This is a genomic window from Neoroseomonas alkaliterrae (genome assembly GCF_014199195.1).
GTDB lineage: Bacteria > Pseudomonadota > Alphaproteobacteria > Acetobacterales > Acetobacteraceae > Neoroseomonas > Neoroseomonas alkaliterrae.
The window spans coordinates 45,269-62,613 of sequence record NZ_JACIJE010000006.1; the positions used below are offsets into that span (position 1 = coordinate 45,269).

Annotated in this window: 17 protein-coding genes; 8 read left to right on the forward strand and 9 right to left on the reverse strand. The window is 72.4% G+C overall.

Annotation, left to right across the window (positions count from 1 at the left end; all coding sequences use genetic code 11):
* Position 1 precedes the first annotated feature (1 nt).
* Positions 2-1,630: an acyl-CoA synthetase gene (locus tag FHS88_RS11485; RefSeq protein ID WP_184484719.1), complete on the forward strand. Its 1,629-nt coding sequence runs from the start codon at positions 2-4 to the stop codon at positions 1,628-1,630.
* A gap of 241 nt (positions 1,631-1,871) precedes the next feature.
* Here the strand turns inward: FHS88_RS11485 and FHS88_RS11490 are convergent, their stop codons facing one another.
* From FHS88_RS11490 to FHS88_RS11505, 4 genes are read right to left on the reverse strand one after another with little or no spacing between them, the layout of a single operon-like run.
* Positions 1,872-2,630: a c-type cytochrome gene (locus tag FHS88_RS11490; RefSeq protein ID WP_221244404.1), complete on the reverse strand. Its 759-nt coding sequence runs from the start codon at positions 2,628-2,630 to the stop codon at positions 1,872-1,874.
* Positions 2,623-3,891, reverse strand: coding sequence for a sulfite dehydrogenase (soxC, locus tag FHS88_RS11495; RefSeq protein ID WP_184484721.1), 1,269 nt, complete (start codon positions 3,889-3,891; stop codon positions 2,623-2,625). The genes FHS88_RS11490 and soxC overlap by 8 nt, the downstream gene beginning before the upstream one ends.
* 20 nt (positions 3,892-3,911) lie before the next feature.
* Positions 3,912-5,201 (reverse strand): NAD(P)/FAD-dependent oxidoreductase, encoded by a 1,290-nt coding sequence (locus FHS88_RS11500; RefSeq protein ID WP_184484723.1) that lies wholly within the window; start codon positions 5,199-5,201, stop codon positions 3,912-3,914.
* Between the two features lie 11 nt (positions 5,202-5,212).
* Positions 5,213-5,503 (reverse strand): c-type cytochrome, encoded by a 291-nt coding sequence (locus FHS88_RS11505; protein WP_184484725.1) that lies wholly within the window; start codon positions 5,501-5,503, stop codon positions 5,213-5,215.
* A gap of 129 nt (positions 5,504-5,632) precedes the next feature.
* Here FHS88_RS11505 and FHS88_RS11510 point away from each other — a divergent pair, with 129 nt between their 5' ends.
* On the forward strand, positions 5,633-6,022 hold the full coding sequence (locus FHS88_RS11510; protein ID WP_184484727.1) for a c-type cytochrome: 390 nt from the start codon (positions 5,633-5,635) through the stop codon (positions 6,020-6,022).
* A complete protein-coding gene (locus FHS88_RS11515) occupies positions 6,009-6,392 on the forward strand; it encodes a transcriptional regulator (RefSeq protein WP_211842239.1) in 384 nt (127 codons plus the stop codon). The genes FHS88_RS11510 and FHS88_RS11515 overlap by 14 nt, the downstream gene beginning before the upstream one ends.
* Before the next feature lie 25 nt (positions 6,393-6,417).
* Here FHS88_RS11515 and soxB read toward each other — a convergent pair whose 3' ends face one another.
* The 3 genes from soxB to soxY are packed head-to-tail and all read right to left on the reverse strand — an operon-like array spanning position 6,418 to position 8,917.
* Positions 6,418-8,088: a thiosulfohydrolase SoxB gene (soxB, locus tag FHS88_RS11520; protein WP_184484729.1), complete on the reverse strand. Its 1,671-nt coding sequence runs from the start codon at positions 8,086-8,088 to the stop codon at positions 6,418-6,420.
* Between the two features lie 19 nt (positions 8,089-8,107).
* The gene (soxZ, locus tag FHS88_RS11525) at positions 8,108-8,440 is read right to left on the reverse strand and encodes a thiosulfate oxidation carrier complex protein SoxZ (RefSeq protein WP_184484731.1); all 333 of its coding nucleotides are present in this window, start codon (positions 8,438-8,440) and stop codon (positions 8,108-8,110) included.
* An 18-nt stretch (positions 8,441-8,458) separates the two neighbouring features.
* Positions 8,459-8,917, reverse strand: coding sequence for a thiosulfate oxidation carrier protein SoxY (gene soxY, locus FHS88_RS11530; protein WP_184484733.1), 459 nt, complete (start codon positions 8,915-8,917; stop codon positions 8,459-8,461).
* A gap of 282 nt (positions 8,918-9,199) precedes the next feature.
* Here soxY and FHS88_RS11535 point away from each other — a divergent pair, with 282 nt between their 5' ends.
* Together FHS88_RS11535 and FHS88_RS11540 are read left to right on the forward strand one after the other, a co-directional pair.
* A complete protein-coding gene (locus tag FHS88_RS11535; protein WP_184484735.1) occupies positions 9,200-9,877 on the forward strand; it encodes a peroxiredoxin in 678 nt (225 codons plus the stop codon).
* Positions 9,874-10,263: an ArsR/SmtB family transcription factor gene (locus FHS88_RS11540; RefSeq protein ID WP_246419845.1), complete on the forward strand. Its 390-nt coding sequence runs from the start codon at positions 9,874-9,876 to the stop codon at positions 10,261-10,263. The genes FHS88_RS11535 and FHS88_RS11540 overlap by 4 nt, the downstream gene beginning before the upstream one ends.
* 309 nt (positions 10,264-10,572) lie before the next feature.
* Here FHS88_RS11540 and FHS88_RS11545 read toward each other — a convergent pair whose 3' ends face one another.
* The gene (locus tag FHS88_RS11545; protein WP_184484737.1) at positions 10,573-11,643 is read right to left on the reverse strand and encodes a Kelch repeat-containing protein; all 1,071 of its coding nucleotides are present in this window, start codon (positions 11,641-11,643) and stop codon (positions 10,573-10,575) included.
* A 188-nt stretch (positions 11,644-11,831) separates the two neighbouring features.
* Complete coding sequence (locus FHS88_RS11550) at positions 11,832-14,546, reverse strand: cation-translocating P-type ATPase (protein ID WP_184484739.1); 2,715 nt, start codon at positions 14,544-14,546, stop codon at positions 11,832-11,834.
* Positions 14,547-14,840: 294 nt separating this feature from the next.
* Between FHS88_RS11550 and FHS88_RS11555 the strand changes: the two genes are divergently transcribed.
* The 3 genes from FHS88_RS11555 (at position 14,841) to FHS88_RS11565 (ending at position 17,340) form a co-directional block, all read left to right on the forward strand.
* Positions 14,841-15,044, forward strand: a complete 204-nt coding sequence (locus FHS88_RS11555; protein WP_184484741.1) for a hypothetical protein — start codon at positions 14,841-14,843, stop codon at positions 15,042-15,044.
* Between the two features lie 187 nt (positions 15,045-15,231).
* Positions 15,232-16,011 carry an SDR family NAD(P)-dependent oxidoreductase gene (locus FHS88_RS11560; protein ID WP_184484743.1) on the forward strand — a complete coding sequence of 260 codons (780 nt, stop codon included), beginning with the start codon at positions 15,232-15,234 and terminating at the stop codon, positions 16,009-16,011.
* A 123-nt stretch (positions 16,012-16,134) separates the two neighbouring features.
* Positions 16,135-17,340, forward strand: coding sequence for an MFS transporter (locus FHS88_RS11565; protein WP_184484745.1), 1,206 nt, complete (start codon positions 16,135-16,137; stop codon positions 17,338-17,340).
* The last annotated feature ends 5 nt before the right edge of the window (positions 17,341-17,345 follow it).

A 17,345-nucleotide genomic window follows, 5' to 3' on the forward strand; every position in this document is an offset into this window, starting at 1 on the left:
CATGGCCGACTACGAGGCGGGGCTGCCCCGCAATGCGGCGAACCACCAGCCGCTGACGCCGCTGCTATTCCTCGAGCGCGCGGCACAGGTCCATCCCCGCCAGCCCGCGGTGGTGCATGGCGCGGTCCGGCGCGACTACCGCGCGCTGCGCGACCGCTGCGTGCGCCTCGCCCATGCGCTGACGAGGCGCGGCATCGGCCGCGGCGACACGGTGGCGGCGGTGCTGCCCAACATCCCCGAGATGCTCGAATGCCACTACGGCGTGCCGATGGCCGGCGCCGTGCTCAACACCATCAACACGCGGCTCGATGCGGCGACCATCGCCTACATCCTCGACCACGGCGAAGCGAAGGCGCTGGTGGTGGACAAGGAGTTCATGCCGGTGGTGCGCGTGGCCCTCGCGCAGGCCAGCGTGCGGCCGTTGGTGATCGAGGTGGATGACCCGCTCGCCCCAGCCGCGGTCAAGGGGGAGACGCTGGGCGGGCTCGGCTACGAGGCGTTGCTCGCCGAGGGCGATGCCGCCTTCGCCTGGCCCATGCCGCGCGACGAATGGGACGCGATCACGCTGAACTACACCTCCGGCACCACGGGCAAGCCGAAGGGTGTCGTCTATCACCATCGCGGCGCCCATCTGCTCGCGATCGGCAATGTGCTGTCGGCGGAGATGGGGCGGCATCCGTCCTATCTCTGGACGCTGCCGATGTTCCACTGCAACGGCTGGTGCTTCCCCTGGACCGTCACCGCGCAGGCCGGGCTGCATGTCTGCCTGCGTGCGGTGCGCGGGCCTGAGATGTGGCGGCTGATGGCCGAGGAAGGCGTGACGAACATGTGCGGCGCGCCGATCGTCATGGCGACGCTGCTGAACACGCCGGAGGAGGAGAAGCGCCCGCTCGCGCACCAGGTGAAGTTCATCGTCGCCGGCGCGCCGCCGCCCGAGGCAGTGCTCGCCGCGATGCGCGAGGCGGGCTTCGCGGTCTGCCACGTCTATGGCCTGACGGAGTGCTACGGCCCCTCGGTGGTGAACGAGTGGCATGCCGAGTGGGACGCGCGGCCCGCATCGGAGCAGGCGGCGCTGATGGCGCGGCAGGGCGTGCGCTACCTCGCGCTGGAGGGGCTCGACGTGCTCGATCCCGTGAGCATGGCGCCGGTGCCGGCGGATGGCGCGACGCTCGGCGAGGTGATGATGCGCGGCAACGTCGTAATGAAGGGCTACCTCAAGGACGAGGCGGCGACCGGCGCGGCCTTCAAGGGCGGCTGGTTCCACACCGGCGACCTCGCGGTGAAGCATCCGGACGGCTACATCCAGCTCAAGGATCGCTCGAAGGACATCATCATCTCGGGCGGGGAGAACATCAGCTCCATCGAGGTCGAGGACGCGCTCTACAGGCACCCCGCCGTCGCGGTGGTGGCGGTGGTCGCGAAGCCCGACGAGAAATGGGGCGAGACGCCCTGCGCCTTCGTCGAGCTCAAGCCCGGTGCATCCGCGACGGCCGAGGAGCTGATCGCCTTCGCCCGCCAGCATCTTGCCGGCTTCAAGGTGCCGAAGCAGATCGTCTTCGCGGAACTGCCGAAGACCTCGACCGGAAAGATCCAGAAGCACATCCTGCGCGCGCAGGCTCGCGGGGGCTGAGCGACTGGCGCCACCGGCCCGGGCGCTTGCGGCAACCGACTGGCGTCAGATTGTCGGGCATTGTGGAGTGGCGCCTACGGCTTGGCGGATCAGCTCACGCTTTTCCACGCGCTTGTCAGACGGACAGGAGGGCGGTCGGGGCCGGCCAGCCGCCGCTTCGCCTGCCTACCACCCTCGCTGACGCGAGCCGCTCGGTATCAGAGACTCTCCATCGCCGGCGGGCGGTGGCACCGCTACCGCCTCACTGCGGTTCGGCGAAGCCGGAATGCGAGCCCGGCCGGACGAACTGGCGGCTGTCCACCTCGATGCGGACCGGCCGGCCGGCGCGGCAGCCCGCCATGCAGGCCTCATCCGGGGTGTCGGGTCGGGCCTCCAGTATGAAGCCGTCGCGATTGGGCATGCGGATCGCCCGCAGGCGCGCCGCATCCACCTCCGCATCCTCGGGCAGCAGCTCGTTCAGGTGCAGGATATAGGCGGTGATCGCGTAGTACTCGTCGTTGGAGAGGCTCTGCGGCGCGGCATAGGGCATCGCGCGGCGGATGTAGTCGAACACCGCCGGCGCATGCTGCCAGAAGGAGCCGACGGTGCGCCGCGCCTGGTCGGTGTTCAGCGTGCCGCGCCCGCCCATCAGCGCGGGCCAGCGGTCCACCCCTTCGCCGAACTCGCCATGACAGGCGGCGCAGTGGGTCTGGTAGAGCTCCTCGCCGTCGCGCACGCTGCCGCGGCCGGGCGGGAGGCGGCGGCCATCACCGCCCACCGCGATGTCCCAGCCGGCGATCTCCGCCTCGCTGGCCGGGCGGCCAATGCCGGGAATCGGCGCGGGCAGGCTGATGCTCGCCGGCGCTGGCCAGGCGACATCGGCCGTGGTGCGCTCGCCCGGCGGCGGGGTGAAGGGCATGTAGAGGGCGCGCCGCGCATCCGACGGGCCGGCCTGCTGCGCCAGCGCATAGCCGCCGGCCAGCGCCGCGCCGAGGGCGAGAAGGAAGCAGGCCCTACGCATCGATCTGGACATTCACCACCGTCCCGTCCGGCTCGACCAGCCAGGTCTGGATCGCGTTCCTGTGGTAGATGCTCTCCACCCCGCGCACGCCGCGCAGCGCCTGGATGGAAGGCTGCACGCGTCCCGTCTCGTCAATCGCGCGGCTCTGCAGGAAGGCCCGCTGCCCCTCGCGCCATTCCCAGGGGATGGAGAAGCGCGTGCAGGCCTTGTCGAGCACGGGCGGCTGCAGCGTCGCCGTGCGCCAGTTGTCGCCGCCATCCACCGAGACATCCACCCGCCGGATCGCGCCGGCCCCCGACCAGGCGAGGCCGCTGATCTCCACGAAGCCTGGGCGGCCATTCAGCGGCTTCTCCGGGCAGGGGCTGGTGATGACGCTGTTGACCTCGTTGACGAAGGTGAATTGGCGCGCGAGGCCGCTCGGCAGCAGGTCGGTGTAGGTGCGGGTTTCCCATCGCGTGAACCAGGGCCGGTCGCCGACCTCGATGCGGCGCAGCCACTTGATCCACATGTTGCCCTCGTAGCCGGGCAGCACGAGGCGCACCGGATAGCCCTGCTGCGGCCGCACCGCCTCGCCGTTCTGGCCATAGGCGACGATGGCGTCGTCGAGCGCCTTGGCGAGCGGGATGGAGCGCGCGAGGTGGCTCGCATCCCCGCCCTCGGCCAGCAGCCAGGAGGCCCCGGGCCTGAGCCCCGCCTGCGCCAGCAGCAGCTTCAGCGGCACGCCCGTCCATTCCGAGCAGGAGAGCATGCCGTGCGTGAACTGCACGCCCGACATCTGCGACCCGCGCCATTCCATCCCGCCATTGGCAGGGCATTCGAGGAAGTGGATGCGCGAAACCGCGGGCAGTCGCTTGAGATCGGCCAGGGTGAAGACGAGCGGCCGCTCCACCATGCCGTGGATCATCAGCCGGTAGTCCTCGGGGTCCACATCCGGCACGCCGCCATGGTGGCGTTCGAAATGCAGGCCCGAGGGGGTGATGATGCCGTGCATCTCGTGCAGCGGCGTGAATGAGACGGAGGAGATGCGATCGGGCGTCAGCCAGGGCACGTAGCGCCGCACCGCCGTCTCGTGGCGCGAGCGCGTGCCGTAGGGTTCCTCGATCACGCCGGGGCCGAGGCTGCGGCCCCATTCCGGCAGGTTGGGCGGCTGGTTCTCGGGGTTGCCAGCCGCCGCCACCGGCCTGCCGCCCGCCGCCGCGGCCCCGGCCGCGGCGAGCAGGAGGCCCCGGCGGGAGGCGGCCTGTCGCGTCGTCTCGCTCATGCGTCCTCCGTCGCGCCGGGTCAGCTCAGCGCGAACATTTCGCGCGTGATGCTCTCGTACCAGCCATCGGCGTAGAGGGCCTCGAGCCGGCGATGCTCGGCGCGGCGGCCTTCCGGCAGCGCCGCATTGCGCGGGCTGATGCCGCCCGAGCCTTCCACCTCGATCAGCCGCCCACCCTGGGCGCGGAACACGCCGACGATCGAGATGCCGTAATCCTCGCCGACATGGCTGTAGCAGGTGTTGAAATAGACCGCCTCGGGCACCGGCCGGCCCGAGAGCTGGGCGGCGGCTGCGGCGATCGCCTGCTTGGCGTGCGAGGAGGCGGCGAAGCCGGATTTCGGCATCGGCACCGCGATGCTCGCGTCGCCGATGACATGGATGTTCGGCACGCGCGCGCTCTCGAAGCTCTCGGGCTTGATCGGGCACCAGCCGGAATCGGCCGCAAGGCCGGCATTGCGGGCGATCGCCGCAGCGTATTGCGGCGGGATGACGTTGATCACGTCGCCGCGGACCTTCTCGCCGAACTCGGTCTCGACGGTCATGTTGGCCACGTCCACGCGCGTCACCCGCCCGTCGGAGGAGGCGCCGCGCCACTCGATCATGCCCGGATAGAGCTCGGCCCAGGCATCCTGGAACAGCGGCTGCTTCGAGAAGCCGTTCTTGGCGTCGAGCGCGAGGATCTTGGCACGCGGATTGTGGCGCTTGAGGTAGTCCGCGACCATCGAGATGCGCTCGTAGGGGCCGGGCGGGCAGCGGAACGGGTTGTCCGGGATCGCCATGACGAAGACGCCGCCCTGGCGCATGGCGCGGAGCTGCTCCGCGAGCACGGTGATCGGCTGCAGGGACGGGATCCAGCCATGCGGCATGCGCGCGCTCGCGGCCTGGTCGTAGCCCTCGATCGCGCCCCAGCGCAGGTCGATGCCCGGGGACATGATGAGCCTGTCGTAGGGGATGCGGCTGCCATCGGCGAGGCGCACCGCGCGCCCCTCGGCATCCACCGCCGCCGCCTCGGCATGGACCACGCGCACGCCGCGCGCGGCGAGGCGCTCGTAGCCGAAGGTGATGTCGTCGATCCGCTTGCGGCCGGCAAGCACGAGGTTGCCATAGGGGCAGGTGGTGAAGCGGCGCGAGCGCTCGATGAGCGTGATGTCGAGATCGGGGAAATGGTCACGCGCGAATCGCGCGGCGGAGGCGCCGCCGAATCCGCCGCCGAGGATGACGATGCGGGGCCGGGCCTGGGCGCCGGCGGTGCGCGGCAGCAGCGGCAGCGCCGCGGCGGCGCCGACCAGGGTGCGTCGGGAGAGGGTCATCGCGCGCCTCCTCAGCGGCCGTAATGGGCGGCCAGTGCCGCGAATTCCGCGTCGGTGTAGCCGCGGGCGATGCGGCCCATCACCGTCGCCTCGCGGCGATTGGCGCGGAACTCCTGCATGGCGGCGACGAACTCGGCCCGCGTCATGGTCTGCGCGATGGCCGGGATGCCCTGCGCGCCGGCGCCGGTGACGCCATGGCAGCCCTGGCAGGCGCCGGCGAGCAGCGTGGCGGGTTGGGGTTGCGCGGCGGCCGGCGCCGCAAGGGCCGCCATCAGGGCGATGGCGCCGATTCTCAAGACCATCCCGGTTTCCTCCCACTTCTTGGTTTCTGAATTAGTGCATATCGCTTAGCCCAAGTCCATATGCCTCTTGATTTCCACCGGGCGTCCGCGTTTCCTCCAGCCACGCATATCCCGCCGGGAGGTTCGTCCATGTCCCTTCGCCTCGCTCTCGCGCTCGTCGTGCCGCTGGCCGGCGCCGCGCCGGCCCTTGCGGCGGATGCCGCGGCCGGGCAGCGCGTCTTCAACCAGTGCCGCGCCTGCCACACCGTCGAGCAGGGCGGGCGCAACGGCGTCGGGCCGAACCTGCATGGCATCTTCGGCCGCACCGCCGGCAGCATCGAGGGCTTCCGCTACTCCGCCGCGATGAAGGCGCGCGGCGAGGCCGGGCTGGTCTGGACCCCCGAGACGCTCGCGCCCTACCTGCGCAACCCGCGCGAGGCGGTGCCCGGCGGTTCGATGGCCTTCGCAGGGCTGCGCAACGAGCAGCAGATCGCCGACCTCATCGCCTATCTCCAGCAGGCGACCGGTGCATCGCGATAGGCACCGCCGCCGCGCGCTGCTTGCCGGCGCGGGATCGCTGCTTCTCGCCCCCGCCGCGGCCCGCGCGGCCGCGGCACCGCGCATGGTCATGCTGGAACGCGCCGATTGCGCGCCCTGCCGGCGCTGGCTCGCGGAGATCGGCGAGCGTGCCTGGAACCTCTCCGAACCCGGCCGCCGCGCGCCGCTATGGCGCGTGGATGTGGCGCGCGGGCTGCCCGCACCGCTCGCCTTCCTGCGCGACTGGCAGGTGACGCCGACCTTCGTGCTGGTCGCCGACGGCGCCGAGATCGGGCGCATCCAGGGCTATGGCGGGGACATCTTCTTCTGGCCGCGCGCCGAGGCGCTGGTCGCGCGCCTGCCGCGCGGCTGACAGGGTCTCGGGCCAGCCGAGCGCCTCAGCCCTCGCGCAGCCGCACCTCCGCGGGCGGGGCCGGGCGCAGCACGGGTGTCGCGGCCAGATGGCGGAAGATCAGCTCCCAGACCGGCGGGCCCTCGACATTCTCCGCCACCGAACCCCAGCCCGCGACGACATAGCGCCGCGTCGGATCGAGCGGCGCGCCGGTGCGGCTCAGCGTCAGGTCCTGGATGCGCCGCCCGGCCGGGGCCGCGACATCGAGCGTGTAGGAGAGCCCCGCGCTGCGGACCATGTCGCCGCCCTGCTGGTAGTAGGGATCGGGGTTGAAGAGGTTGTCCGCCACATCCTCGAGCAGCGCGCGGATCTGCGCGCCAGTCATCTCCTGCCGCCAGGCCTGGGGATAGGTGATGGCGGTGTGCGCCCAGATGTCCTCCGCCGTCACCGTGCTGCCGGCTGGGATCGCATAGCCCCAGCGGAAGGCGGGCGAGAGCGCGATCTCCGCATCGCGCTCGGCCTGCAGCGCGGCGCAGATCACCGCATCCATCGTGCCCGCAACATTGCCGCGCCGCCACAGCGTGGTCTCTGCGTGCGCCACCGGCCGTTCGAGTTCCGCCGCGAAGGGCGCGCGCAGCCGCGCGACCATCGCCGCCGCCTCCGGCTCGGGCCTGATCGCGCGGGCGAAGACAGGGATGAGGGCATGGCGGAATCCGCGCACGCCTTCCGGCCCCACATCAAGATCGAGCCGGCCGAGGAACTTGCCATGACAGCCCGAGGCGATCAGCAGCGTCCGGCCCACCTGCACCGGCACCGGCAGCGCGTCATGCGTATGCCCGGTCAGGATCACGTCAATGCCCGGAACCCGAGTGGCCAGCTTACGGTCCACGCCGAAGCCGTTGTGCGAGAGCAGCACGACGAGCCGCGCGCCGTCCTCGCGTGCGGCGCGCACACGCTCGGCGAGCTTCTCCTCCTTGATGCCGAAGCGCCAGTCCGGGATCAGCCAGCGCGGATTGGCGATCGGCGTGTAGGGGAAGGCCTGGCCGATCACCGCCACCTTCACGCCGCCGCGCTCGAACATCTTCGTGTGCTCGAAGACGTCCTCCTCCCATTCGCTGTCCTGGACATTGCCGGCGAGCAGCGGGCAGGGCAGGGCGGCGACGATCTCCTTCACCCGCTCGGCGCCGTAGGTGAACTCGAAATGCCCCGTTGTTGCCTCGGCGCCAAGATGGGCCAGCACCTCGATCATGTCCGCGCCCTTGGTCTGCAGCGCGGTCCAGGAGCCCTGCAGCGTGTCCCCGCCGTCGAGCAGCAGCACGCGGCCCGGGCGTTCGGCGCGGATCGCGGCGATCAGCGTGGCGAGCCGGTCCACCCCGCCCATCGGCCCGAAGCGGGCGGCGAGGCTTTCGAAGTCGAGATCGGCCAGCGCATGCGCCATGGCGCTGCCGCGCGGGATGCCGAATTCGGCGAGCAGCGCCTCGCCGGTCAGGTGCGGCGGCCGGCCGTGCGACTCGCCGACGCCGACATTGGTTCCCGGCTCGCGGAAATGCATCGGCGGGAGCTGCGCGTGCAGATCCGTCAGGTGCAGGAGCGTCACCTGGCCGAGCGACTGGAAGCGGAGCAGCTCCTCCTGGCTCGGCAGCGACTGCGCCGCCGCGCCACGGCCCGCTGCGGCGAGCGCCAGCACGGCGGCGGCGAGGTCGCGCCGGGTGATCATCGGCCGGGCGGCGGCCGCGTCAGGCCGGCCGGAGCTGGGCGGTGGCGCGGCGCTCCTCGCCGGCGTCGTTGGTCCAGACGAGTTCGAGCGTGCCCGGTCCCTCAACCTTGAGAGGGAAGGCGATGTAGGGATTGGCGGCGATGGCGGGCGCGAGTTCCATCGAGAAGACCTCCTGCCCGTCGAAGCGGCAGACGAAGCTCTTGATGATGTCGCGGGGCACGATCTGCCCTTCGGCATTGCGCCGCTGGCCGGTCTCCATGATGTGGGAGATCAGGGTGCGGATCTCGATGATCTCGCCGGTACGGATCTGCTGCGGCAGGCGCAGGCGGGGCTGGCCCATGGGTGCGGACATCTGCGTTCCTCCTCGCTCTCAGCCGCCGCAGCCGCCGATGGTGACCTTCACCTCGGCCCGGCCGATCATCAGCCGCCCGGTCGAGGTCTCGGCCACCGCGATCACGTCCTGCGTCTCGCCGAGGCGGATGCGCGTCTCGACCTGCGCGCGGCCCATCGCGGGCGTGAGGCGGAACAGCGCCACCTCGGGCGTCGGGTTGCGGTCGGCGAAGACATGGATGGTGCGGATGTGGTCGGCCGCCGTCATGGGGCTGTCCACGATCACGGCCATGGGCACGGAATTGCCGTTCTCGGCGATCGCGGGCAGGCGGAGCGTGATGCCGCCCTCCTCCGCCGCCCGGCCCGCCAGCACGCGGTCCAGCGCGGCGCGGGCGGCAGCCGGCATCTCGGCGGCGGCCGCGCGCGGCAGCAGCGACAGCCCGACAAGGCCCGCGGCAAGGGCCAGCCCGTCGCGGCGGCTCAGGCGGTCTCGGCTCATGCCCGTCTCCTCTCCAGGTGCGGCGCCGCCGGCCCGGCGGGGCAGGGGACTGCTGCCGCCGCCCACGCTCAATAAAAGGCGCTCGCTTAGTGAATTTTCTATAGTTGCGAGTGTGCCGCGTGGCATCCTCGAATGCAAGCCTCTTCGGACCCTGGGGGGATCGGCCGGTTTTGACATGAATCAAGCCGCGCTCCTCCCATCCATGCGATCTTGCGCGCACTCGTTCCGGGGCGGGCGTCCTCATCTTGTCAGGGCGACTAATCGAGGCCTACAGGACCCGTCATGACGATTCCCGCCGCGCCCGAGAGCGACCGGCCCATCCTCATCGGCGATCCCGCGCCCCTCTTCACCGCCCGGACGACGATGGGCGAGCGGTCGCTCGAGAGCTATCGCGGCCGCTGGCTGCTGTTCCTCTCCCATCCCGCCGATTTCACCCCGGTCTGCACGAGCGAATTCGTCGCCTTCAGCCGCCTCTATCCGCAGTTCCAGGCGCAGGAGTGCGACATCCTCGCGGTTTCGGTGGACAGCCTCTACGCGCATTTCGCCTGGGTGCAGGCCATCGCCGAGGAGACGGGCGTGGTCGTGCCCTTCCCGATCGTCGAGGATCCGACCATGGCAGTCGCCCGCGCCTACGGCATGATCCACGGCGACGCGCGCGACTCCGCCACGGTGCGGGCCAGCATCGTCATCGACCCGGCCGGCATCGTCCGCGCGACCACCTGCTATCCCGTCGCGGCGGGCCGCAATGCGCTGGAGCATCTGCGCCTCGTCACCGCCCTGCGCGAGGCCGACCGGCTCGGCGGTCTCGCCCCCGAAGGCTGGGAGCCGGGCGAGGCGCTGCTGCAGCCGCCCCCCACATCCATCGAGCAGATCGTGGCGGATGGCACGAAGCGCGCCGGCTGGCTGTTGCGCCCCATGCCCATGCCGACGCCGGGCCGCGAACGGAGGCGCCGGCCATGACGGCGCGCCGTCCGCCCGCGATGCGCCTGCCCGAGGCGGCGAAGATGCTGCGCCTGCTGGGCAACGAGGCGCGGCTCGGCCTCGTCCTGCGGATCGGCGCCGGCGAGGTCTCGGTGGCCGATCTCGAGGCCGAGCTCCGCATCCGTCAGCCGAACCTCTCCCAGCACCTGGCCGAACTGCGCGAGGCCGGGCTGCTCGTCTCGCGCCGCGAAGGGCGGACGGTGCTCTACACCCTGGCCGATGCCCGCGCCGAGGCGATCGTGGAGTGCCTCGCCAAGGCGATCGGGCATGAGCCGCCGCTCCGCGCGGCGCCATCCGCGCCGCAAGCAGGTTCGCGCGCGACCGCGGGCTCGGCGGTCTTCGCGCGCGTGGGTGGCCGGCGCTGAGGGCAGGTCGCCCGAGCGCGGCAAGAGGCGCCCTGTCCGCCGTCGCGGATCCCACCGGCAGCTGCAAGGTAGCCCGTCCGGCGGGATGGCCGGGAAACCGGAAGCCGCCCGCCTGGATGGGAGGAGCCTGTTTTCTGAGCGGCGACAGGTCGGCTCACCGGTCGGACCCTCCGCCCGTGACGGCCAAGCGCCATCCCAAGCGAGACGCCGCCAAGATGCGCGGCGCCGGTGTGGCGGGCGCGCGCGAAACCGGGCGCCATTCGCGGCCGACAAGGGCTCACCGCTCGCCGGCGCCGTGCGGCGGGACCGCTACGCCAGCGTGAAGGCCTCGTTGATCGCGCTCTTCACGCCGCCGCCCATCTGCGGGCCGCCGCCGGCGACATAGACGGCGTCGCCGATGACCACGGCGCCCATGCCATGGCGCGGGGTCATCATCGGCGCGTAGGATTCCCAGCGGTTCGTCGCCGGGTCGTAGGCCTCGTTCTGGCCATAGACTCGGTTGGTGCCCTCGCCGCCCATGCAGAAGATGCGGTCGCGATACCAGACGCAGCCATGGCCCGATCGCGCGGTCGGGATCGGCGCGCGGAAGGTCCAGGCGTCGCCGCGCGGGTCGTAGCTGTGGTGCAGGTTCGAATTGGTGTGGAAGGTGTCCACGCGCCCCGCGATCACATGGATCGCGCCCCCCACCGCGACGATCCCGGCATGGTCCCGGCCGAGCGGCATCGGCTGCCGGCGGCTGTAGCGGTCCTCGCGCGGATCATAGACGAGGTGCCAATCCACCGAGCGCCGGTTCTCCGAGCCGATCGCGCCGCCGATGATGTGGATCCGGTCGCCGAGCGCGATGCAGGCCATGGCGCCGCAGGCTTCCGGCAGGCGCCGCAGCGTGTGCCAGCGTTCGCCGTCGAAGGCGTAGGCGCCGTCATGCGGCGTGCGGTTCTGCTCGATGAAGCCGCCGAAGGCATAGAGGCGCTCGCCGAGCGTCGCGACGCCAACATGGTTCGCCCCCCGCGGCAGCGGCGGCAATTCGGCCCAACTGTCGCTGCGCGGGTCGTAGGCGTGGTGGTAGGGGCGGTCCACCCGCTGCTCGGCATAGCCGCCCACGAGATGCATGCGGCCGCGATACTCGACGGCCCAGGCCATCTCGGTCCGCGGCACAGGCAGGGGCGCGAGTGCCCGCCATGCGCCCTGCCTCGCCGCCCGCGGGGCCGGGCTGTCCGTGACCGCATGGGCGTGGTGCAGATCCGGGAGGTCCATCCGGCCCGGCTGGTTCAGCCGCTCGAACTGCCCGGCGTGATGCGGGTGGATGTTCCCCTGTGCGAGCGCCGGACCTGCGGCGAGACCCAGGCCCGCGGCGATCAGCCCGCGGCGTTGCATCGGCATGGCGGCATCCTCCCGGCCTGACCTGGCGCGAGTATCGTGGCCACGCTGTCCACGGACAAGCGCCGCCGGGCCGGACGGTTTCCCGGCGCCGCGGCCGCGCGTGCCGATGTGGCGCGGACGAGATGTCCGCCGCAAGCCAGGCGGCGGTCCGGGCGCGGGGGTTGTTCCGTCCCCCGTGCGGCACCTCGCTAGGCGAGGCCCTGCTGCCTGCCGCGGCCGGCGAGCCGTCGCATCACCGCCTTCTCGGCCTCCACGAGCACGAGCAGCGCCGCGCCGGAGCCGATGCAGGCGATGGCTTCCGCAAGGCCCATCGGCGCCGTGCCGAAGACCCGGTTCATCGGCGGCGCCCAGGTGAGCAGCGCCTGGGCCACCGCGACACTCGCGATGCCGATCCAGACGGCCGGCGTGCCGCGGAAGCCCTCCGCCGAGAAGCCGGTGCCGCGCGACTGCCGCGCGGCGAAGAGGTAGCCGACGCCCATCGCGACCATCGCGTTCACCACGATGGTCCGCGTCTCGGCCATGCCGAGCCCGCGCGACGCGCCCCAGAGGTCGAGCGCGAAGGCCAGCGCCGCCATGACCACCGAGACGAAGACCACGCGCCAGACCAGGATGCCCGGCAGCAGCGAGGCCTCGGCCGGCCTTGGCGGCCGCGCCATCACGTCGCGCTCCGGCGGCTCGAAGGCGAGCGTCATGCCGAGCGCGACCGAGCAGACCAGGTTGACCCAGAGGATCTGCACCGGGGAGACCGGCAGCGCGAGCCCGAGCATGATCGCCGCGATCACCACGAGCGACTGCCCGCCATTCGTCGGCAGCGTCCAGGCGATCACCTTCTGCAGGTTGTCGTGGACGGTGCGGCCCTCCCGCACGGCGGCGGCGATCGAGGCGAAGTTGTCGTCGGCCAGCACCATGTCGGCGGCCTCCTTCGCCGCCTCGGTGCCCTTGCGGCCCATCGCGACGCCGACATCGGCGCGCTTGAGCGCCGGCGCGTCGTTCACCCCGTCTCCGGTCATGGCGACGATGGCGCCCTCCGCCTGCAGCGCGGTGACGAGACGCAGCTTCTGCTCGGGGCTGGTGCGCGCGAAGATGTCGGTGCCGCGTGCCGCTTCGCGCAGCGCCGCGTCGTCGAGCGCCTCGAGGTCATGGCCCGTCATCGCGCGCTCGGTCCGCCGCAGGCCGAGCTGGCCGCCGATGGCGCGGGCGGTGCCGGGATGGTCGCCGGTGATCATCTTCACCGCGATCCCGGCCCTGGCGCATTCGGCGACCGCCTCGATCGCCTCCGGCCGCGGCGGATCCACGAGGCCGACGAGGCCGAGCAGCGTCAGCGGCGGCATGGCATCGAGCGCGATGGCGCCATCGGCCGGCAGCCGCGCCTCGGCGATGGCAAGCACACGGAAGCCGGCGCCGGCGAGTTCGTGCGCGCCGCGGTCCCAGGCGGCGGCGTCGAGGGGGCGCTCGCCCTCCGCCGTGGCTTCGCTCGCGCAGAGGGCGAGAAGGGCCTCGGGCGCGCCCTTCGCCGCGACGAGGCGGCCACCTTCCCCGTCGGCATGCAGCGTCGCCATCCAGCGATGGCGGGAATCGAAGGGAATGGCGTCGAGCCGCGGGGCATCCGCCGCGATCCCGGCACGGGCGCCGAGCGCGAGCAGCGCGCCCTCCATCGGGTCGCCCAGCACCTGCCACTGGCCGTCCTCGGCCTGCTTCAGCTCGGCGTCGTTGCAGAGCGCGCCGGCGCGGGCGAGGCGGCGCAGCAGCGCGGCGGCCCCGGGCTCAGGCTCGCCGCCCGCCGCGCCGGCGATGCGGGCCTGCGGCCCGTAGCCCTCGCCTTCGATGGCGAGCCGGCCGGCCGTGGTGAGCACGGCCCCGGCCACCATCTCGTTGCGCGTGAAGGTGCCGGTCTTGTCCGAGCAGATCACGCCCACCGCGCCGAGCGTCTCGACCGCCGGCAGGCGGCGGATGATGGCGTTGCGCGCCGCCATGCGCCGGACGCCGATGGCGAGCGTGATGGTCAGCACCGCCGGCAGGCCCTCGGGGATGGCGGCGACGGCGAGGCCGACCACGGCCATGAAGCTCTCGTCCGCTGGGCGGCCCTGCAGCAGGGCGATGCCGAAGACGAGCGCCGAGACGGCCAGGATCACCACCGTCAGCAGCCGCGCGAAGGCATGCATCTGGCGCAGCAGCGGCGTCTCCAGCGTCTGGACATCGGCCAGCATGGCGCTGACCTTGCCGATCTCGGTCGCGCCGCCGGTCGCGACCACCACGCCCCGGCCCTGCCCCGCCACGATCATTGTTCCGGAGAACAGCAGGCAGGTCCGGTCGCCGAGCGGGGCATCGGGCTCCACCGGTTCGGCGGATTTGTCGGCCGGGACCGACTCCCCCGTCAGGATCGCCTCCTCGGCGCGCAAGCCGTTGGCGGCGAGCAGGCGCAGGTCGGCCGGCACGCGGTCCCCGGCCTCGAGCAGCACCACGTCGCCCGGCACGAGAAGGGACGCCTCGATCTCCATGCGGCGCCCGTCGCGCAGCACGACGGCGCGCGGGGCGAGCATGTCGCGGATCGCGGCCAGCGCCTGCTCCGCCCTGCCTTCCTGGACGAAGCCGACGATCGCGTTCAGCAGCACCACCGCGAGGATGACCGCCGCGTCGAGCGGATGGCCGAGCGCGAGGCTGACCGCGGCGGCGACCAGCAGCACGTAGATCAGCAGGTTGCGGAACTGCGCGAGGAAGCGGGCGAGCGGGCCGGGCCGGGGCGGTTCCGGCAGGCGGTTCCGCCCGTGGCGCTTGAGGCGCTCGGCCGCCTCGGCGCCCGTCAGGCCTTCCGGGCGCGAGCCGGTGGCCGCAAGCGCCTCCGCTGCAGGAAGGGCGTGCCATGCGGCGGTGGCTTCCGCGTCAGGGGCGTCGGTGGTGGGCATGGGTCAGGGCTACCCACTCCCTCCCATGGGATCAACCGCGCTCGCGCGGCGGTTGCAAGTCCTGCGGAGCAGCAAGGCTTATCGGTTGCGACGCTCGCCTCGCGCCGGGGCTGTTAACGCGACACTCACGGCGATTTCGCGAGCGGCTTGGCGGGAAGCCGGTAATTGTCAAAGCGCGTCCCGGAAGGGTTGACGGAGACGTGACGGGCCTGGGGATGGTCCGTTGACGGAACCCGGCGCGGCCCGGACTTCCCTCCGGACCGGTCATTTGGACGATGCATAGGGGATCGATGCATGAACCAGGTCAGCGAGCCGTTCCGGATGGCGGCGATACTACGGCCGGACCGGGAAGAGCCATTCTCGGCCACCGATCCGATCACCGCGGCGACGGCGGCCATCGAGCGGATCCTCGCCGCGGCCCACGAGGCCGGGCAGGTCGAGGCGGTGCGCATCCTGCACGCCGTGACGGCGCTGCTGTCGGCGACGCCGCGCCACTGAGGGCACCGGCCGGGCGAGAGGTTCGCGCCCTCCGCCCGGTTCGCGGCGCGCGCCCTCCCGTGCCGCGATCCATGCCGGGCGATCTTTCGGCACACCGCCCGGCATGGAATGATCGCCCCGCGCGGTTACCGCGCGCGGGGGAGATGCCGATGACGAAGCCTTCCATCCCGGCGCCGCCGGGCCGCTCATGACCCGCCCGGTCGCCCTCGTGACCGGTGCCGGGCGCGGCATCGGCCTCGCCGTCACGCGCCGGTTCCTCGACGAGTCGTGGCGCGTGGCGCTGCTCGACATCGACGCCAGCCTGCTCGGCGGCGCCATGGCGACGCTGGCGCGGCCGCAGGAGACGCTGGCGCTGCACTGCGACGTGGCCGACGGGCCCGGCGTGGTGGCGGCGGTGCGGCAGGCGGCGGCGCATTTCGGGCGGCTCGATGCGCTCGTGAACAATGCCGGGACCGCGGTGTTCAAGCCGATCCTTGAGACGACCGAGGAGGAATGGAACCGCGTCCTCGCGGTCAACCTCACCGGGCCGTTCCTCGCCACCCAGGCGGCCGCGCCGCTGATGGCCGAGACCGGCGGCGGCGCGGTGGTGAACGTCACCTCGATCTCCGGCCTGCGCGCCTCGACGCTGCGCGTCGCCTATGGCACCTCCAAGGCGGCGCTCGCGCATCTGACGAAGCAGCAGGCGGTCGAGCTCGCCGCGCTCGGCATCCGCGTCAATGCGGTCGCGCCAGGCCCGGTGGACACGGCCATGGCCAAGGCGGTGCACACGCCCGAGATCCGCCGCGACTACCACGACAGCATCCCGCTGAACCGCTACGGGCTCGAGGAGGAACTCGCCGAGACGATCGTGTTCCTCTGCAGCCCGCGCGCCTCCTACCTCACGGGCCAGGTCATCGCCGTGGATGGCGGCTTCGAGGCGGCGGGGATCGGGCTGCCGACGCTGCGGGCCGCGCGCCGCAACCTCTGATCGCGCCGCGGCCGCCGGCGGGCCGCGGCGCGCGAGCCCCGGTGGGGTTTCGTGCTCCGGCCGGGCCGTCCTATCCTCACCGTGCGGCGCGGCAGCGCGCCGCCGAGGCCAGCACGGAGCGCGATGCCACCCGACCGATCAACGCGACTGCTGGTGATCGTCCTGGTGGCGATGTTCCTGCAGCAGGCCTTCGCGACGCTCGGCCGATCGCTGCCGCCGATCATCGCCCCGGCCATCCTCTCGGACCTCGCGCTCGATCCGGCCTGGCTCGGCGTCTATGTCGCGCTCGCGGCGCTCTCGGCCCTAATCTTCCAGCTCGGCTGCGGCAGCTTCATCCTGCGCTACGGGGCGATGCGCATGAGCCAGGTCGCGCTGGTGCTGCTTGGCATCGGGCTGGTCCTGGCCACCATCGGGCCGGTCGGGCTGCTGCTCGTCTCGGGCGTGATCGGCGGCGGGGCGGCGGCGATGTCCACGCCGGCGAGCTCGCATCTGCTCGGGCGCTATTCGCCGCCGCGCCAGGCGCCGCTTGTCTTCTCCATCAAGCAGACCGCCGTTCCGGCCGGGCTGCTCGCGGCGGGCATCCTCGGGCCCTGGCTGACGGGCCTGACCGGCTGGCGTGGCGCGATGATCGCCGCGGGGCTGGCCTGCATCGCCTTCGCCGCCATGCTCGAACCGCTGCGCGGCGAGTTCGACGCCGACCGCGAGCCGAGCCGGTCCTTCCACGCATCGGACTTCCTGACGACAGTGACGGGCGTGACCGGGGAGGCGCATCTGCGGCGCCTCGCCTTCGCCTGCTTCGCCTTCAACGGGCTGCAGACGGTGTTCACCTCCTATTTCGTCGTGGTGCTGACCGAGCTTGGCCATGGGCTTGTCGCCGCGGGCTTCGTGTTCTCGGTGGCGATGGTCATCGCCGTGCCGGGCCGCATCTTCTGGGGCTGGCTCGGCAGCGGATATGCCGAGCCGGCGGCGGTGCTCTGCTGGCTGGCGCTCGGCATGGCCGGGGGCAGCGCGGCCATGGCGCTGATCGGCCCGGCCTGGCCGCTCGCGCTGATCGGCGTGCTGGCAGTCGTGCTGAGCGCCACCGTCATGTCCTGGCACGGGGTGCTGCTCTCCGAGGCGGCGCGGCTGGCGCCCGCGGGGCAGCGCGGCTCGGCGACCGGGGGCGTGCTGTCCTTCGGACAGATGGGCGGGCTGCTGCTGCCGCTCGTCTATTCCGGCACGCTGGTGGCCACGGGCAGCCACGGGCTCGGCTTCGCGGCCTGCGGGCTGCCGGCGCTCGTCGTCGGCGTGGTCCTGCTGCGCGCCCCGCGCGACAGCGACGCGCGCTGAGGCAA

What these genes read in the sequence shown, in the direction of transcription:
- FHS88_RS11485 (WP_184484719.1), top strand. Translation starts at nt 2, where the DNA reads ATGGCCGACTACGAGGCGGGGCTGCCCCGCAATGCGGCGAACCACCAG.
- FHS88_RS11490 (WP_221244404.1), bottom strand. Translation starts at nt 2,630, where the DNA reads ATGCGTAGGGCCTGCTTCCTTCTCGCCCTCGGCGCGGCGCTGGCCGGC.
- soxC (WP_184484721.1), bottom strand. Translation starts at nt 3,891, where the DNA reads ATGAGCGAGACGACGCGACAGGCCGCCTCCCGCCGGGGCCTCCTGCTC.
- FHS88_RS11500 (WP_184484723.1), bottom strand. Translation starts at nt 5,201, where the DNA reads ATGACCCTCTCCCGACGCACCCTGGTCGGCGCCGCCGCGGCGCTGCCG.
- FHS88_RS11505 (WP_184484725.1), bottom strand. Translation starts at nt 5,503, where the DNA reads ATGGTCTTGAGAATCGGCGCCATCGCCCTGATGGCGGCCCTTGCGGCG.
- FHS88_RS11510 (WP_184484727.1), top strand. Translation starts at nt 5,633, where the DNA reads ATGTCCCTTCGCCTCGCTCTCGCGCTCGTCGTGCCGCTGGCCGGCGCC.
- soxB (WP_184484729.1), bottom strand. Translation starts at nt 8,088, where the DNA reads ATGATCACCCGGCGCGACCTCGCCGCCGCCGTGCTGGCGCTCGCCGCA.
- soxZ (WP_184484731.1), bottom strand. Translation starts at nt 8,440, where the DNA reads ATGTCCGCACCCATGGGCCAGCCCCGCCTGCGCCTGCCGCAGCAGATC.
- soxY (WP_184484733.1), bottom strand. Translation starts at nt 8,917, where the DNA reads ATGAGCCGAGACCGCCTGAGCCGCCGCGACGGGCTGGCCCTTGCCGCG.
- FHS88_RS11535 (WP_184484735.1), top strand. Translation starts at nt 9,200, where the DNA reads ATGACGATTCCCGCCGCGCCCGAGAGCGACCGGCCCATCCTCATCGGC.
- FHS88_RS11540 (WP_246419845.1), top strand. Translation starts at nt 9,874, where the DNA reads ATGACGGCGCGCCGTCCGCCCGCGATGCGCCTGCCCGAGGCGGCGAAG.
- FHS88_RS11545 (WP_184484737.1), bottom strand. Translation starts at nt 11,643, where the DNA reads ATGCCGATGCAACGCCGCGGGCTGATCGCCGCGGGCCTGGGTCTCGCC.
- FHS88_RS11550 (WP_184484739.1), bottom strand. Translation starts at nt 14,546, where the DNA reads ATGCCCACCACCGACGCCCCTGACGCGGAAGCCACCGCCGCATGGCAC.
- FHS88_RS11555 (WP_184484741.1), top strand. Translation starts at nt 14,841, where the DNA reads ATGAACCAGGTCAGCGAGCCGTTCCGGATGGCGGCGATACTACGGCCG.
- FHS88_RS11560 (WP_184484743.1), top strand. Translation starts at nt 15,232, where the DNA reads ATGACCCGCCCGGTCGCCCTCGTGACCGGTGCCGGGCGCGGCATCGGC.
- FHS88_RS11565 (WP_184484745.1), top strand. Translation starts at nt 16,135, where the DNA reads ATGCCACCCGACCGATCAACGCGACTGCTGGTGATCGTCCTGGTGGCG.